This is a genomic window from Vibrio sp. V10_P2A27P122 (assembly GCF_963874335.1).
Taxonomy (GTDB): Bacteria; Pseudomonadota; Gammaproteobacteria; order Enterobacterales; family Vibrionaceae; genus Vibrio; species Vibrio anguillarum.
In genome coordinates, this window is the sequence record NZ_CAWNHY010000216.1 from 1 (window position 1) to 2,284 (window position 2,284).

The 2,284-nt window shown below is 40.8% G+C and carries 4 protein-coding genes; all 4 read right to left on the minus strand.

Going from position 1 to position 2,284, the window contains the following annotated elements; genetic code table 11:
* Positions 1 to 15: 15 nt before the first annotated feature.
* Positions 16 to 1,377 (minus strand): hypothetical protein, encoded by a 1,362-nt coding sequence (locus tag AACQ17_RS09005; RefSeq protein WP_094167712.1) that lies wholly within the window; start codon positions 1,375 to 1,377, stop codon positions 16 to 18.
* Positions 1,378 to 1,511: 134 nt separating this feature from the next.
* Positions 1,512 to 1,730, minus strand: coding sequence for a hypothetical protein (locus tag AACQ17_RS09010; protein ID WP_017041960.1), 219 nt, complete (start codon positions 1,728 to 1,730; stop codon positions 1,512 to 1,514).
* A gap of 29 nt (positions 1,731 to 1,759) precedes the next feature.
* Positions 1,760 to 1,990, minus strand: a complete 231-nt coding sequence (locus AACQ17_RS09015) for a hypothetical protein (protein WP_240507692.1) — start codon at positions 1,988 to 1,990, stop codon at positions 1,760 to 1,762.
* Positions 1,990 to 2,284, minus strand: a 295-nt coding sequence (locus AACQ17_RS09020) for a DUF1293 family protein (RefSeq protein WP_094167714.1), incomplete at its 5' end; no start/stop codon positions are given. The genes AACQ17_RS09020 and AACQ17_RS09015, both read right to left, overlap by 1 nt.

Below are 2,284 nucleotides of genomic sequence, written 5' to 3' on the forward strand. Positions count from 1 at the left end.
ATAATAATGACTCCATTACTTTCGACTCCCTAGAATTGCTTTAACTGCGATAATTGCTGCAACAAATAAAATAACAGCGGCAATTAAATTTGCTTGGTCAATAAAAGCGGGTAATACGCCGGACTTTAAATTTAATTGTTTTCCGTTAGGTAATACAAAGTCTAATGAATGCTCTTTATATTGACCGCTGTTTAATTGTGATACATCAAAGCTAAATATCTTTTTAAACTCATCAATTTGTTGCTCATATTGCTGTTTTAACTCTTCAGTATCAGCAAGAACGGACTCAAGCAAATCAGGCTTATAAAGGCCAACAGTATCGAAGTCGACTTTTCCTTTGAACTCACGACTAACATAAGAGCCAGTGGAAAGCGCATCAGATAGAGCGTCTAAGCTGCCTTTAATCTCACCAGTTTGCGCTCCAATAGCATCAACAACAGAAGAGTTGTCACCGCCACCAGTACCACCACTGGATTTAATAGCGTCAACAATGCTAGCCGTATTAGTTAAACCATGTTCAAGAAGAACACCAATACCAGAACCTATATTATTATTAACATCATATAATTGTCTGTTGGTTTCGTCTAATTTCCAATCCAATGGACGAACAGTTTGTTTTATTTCTTGCAAATTAGTATTAATATTATTAGCTGCGGAATAAATAGTACCATTCAAGCCGCTAATCGAACCCATAAAACTATTGAATTGTTGTTCGGGGAGGCCGCCAGAGCCAGAGTTGCCAGAATTATTATTAATACTATGAAGAGTAGATAAAATAGAATGCAGTGTTTCGGAATAATTGGGAGCATTCTTATTAGCCATATTAGAAAGTATATTTGATTGGCCGCGATTAACATCAATTAAGTCAGCAAGTAAAGGTGAAATTATATGAGTGGATTTAGCCACCTCAGCATTCATATAAGCACCAATTCGTAAAGCCTTTGCTAATTGTGCGGATGATGAATCAAGACCGGAGATAACACCGGGCATAACTGCAAGTTGACCATCTATAACGTGATTATAATGCGGGTCCGTAGGGTCGGGGTCAGGATTAGAACCGCCGTTGTCAGTGCAAGTACCGTTAGCGTCACAAGTGCCATTAGTATCATCAGAGCCAGTACAGGTATCACCAGTTGTCACAAAATAGCCCGTACAATATTGAAGTTTATCAGAACACGTCCAAGTATCTTGCCCGTTGATACCCTCAGAGGCTCGACAGCCATCAACACAAGCAGAAGCAATACGAGCAGTGCCAAGCGGCCATTTTAAAGACGGAGTATTTCCAATTGGGCAAACAGCAGCATGAGACGCAACGGAGGTCAGGAACGCGAGCAGTAAGAAGAGAATGAAAAGAGCGGTATTGATTGCGCTACGCATGTAACCCCCCAGAAGTAAGAAAAAACGCCCCCAATCAGGAGGCGTTGATACCAGTGTAGACCCCGTAAACGAAAGCCCCACCAGTAGACAAAGCAATAAGAACAGTGATGACGTCCGAAACGAGTTCTAACATGTTATTTCATTGCACCTACAATCATGCGCAGACCAAAGCCAACCGCAGCCATTGTAATTAAGCCAACAACAACAAGGCTGTAGTTTGACTGGCCAGAAGTAACAGCCGCTTCGATAGACTCTGGAACAGTAACAGCGAATGAACTTGCAGAAGCTACCGCAGCAGTAACACCAGTTGTGATAGTTGCAGCGTGTTTTTTCATGACGTTGATAAATTTCATAGTATTTACTCTCTTTACTAAGTTAATGATTAACCTCGACCGAGGCCTTTTAAAATACGACCCAAAACATGGCCAGAGACGAAAGCTAATAATAAATAACCGCTAACGTCATCATATAATTGAGGGTCGATAGTTAACGAACCTAGCGAATTGCTTTGTAATTGTTCCAACTCACTAGGCGTTAATATGACGTAAGTACAATCAAACCCTTGTGGGGCAAGCATTAAATAGCCGTTGTATTGTATTACGCAGTTAGACATTATTTAATTAAACCACACGCTTTAAAGTGGGCTTTAATCTCTTCATCCACTGGAATTAATTTCGTAACGATAGAGCCCGAAAGAGGGTCATCCATATTTAAGCCTAAATCCACTTCATACTCACGGCGTGGAACGAGAGCACCAACACGCTCAAGCTCAAGCGCATAGTTAAAGTCAATGATTAACGGCTGGTCATACTTGGAGACTTCACCCGATTCGCCAACAGTACGACGAGTCATTTTAAATTTGTCGTTATCAATATTAAGCGGCTTTAGAGGGCGCGAAATATTAAGC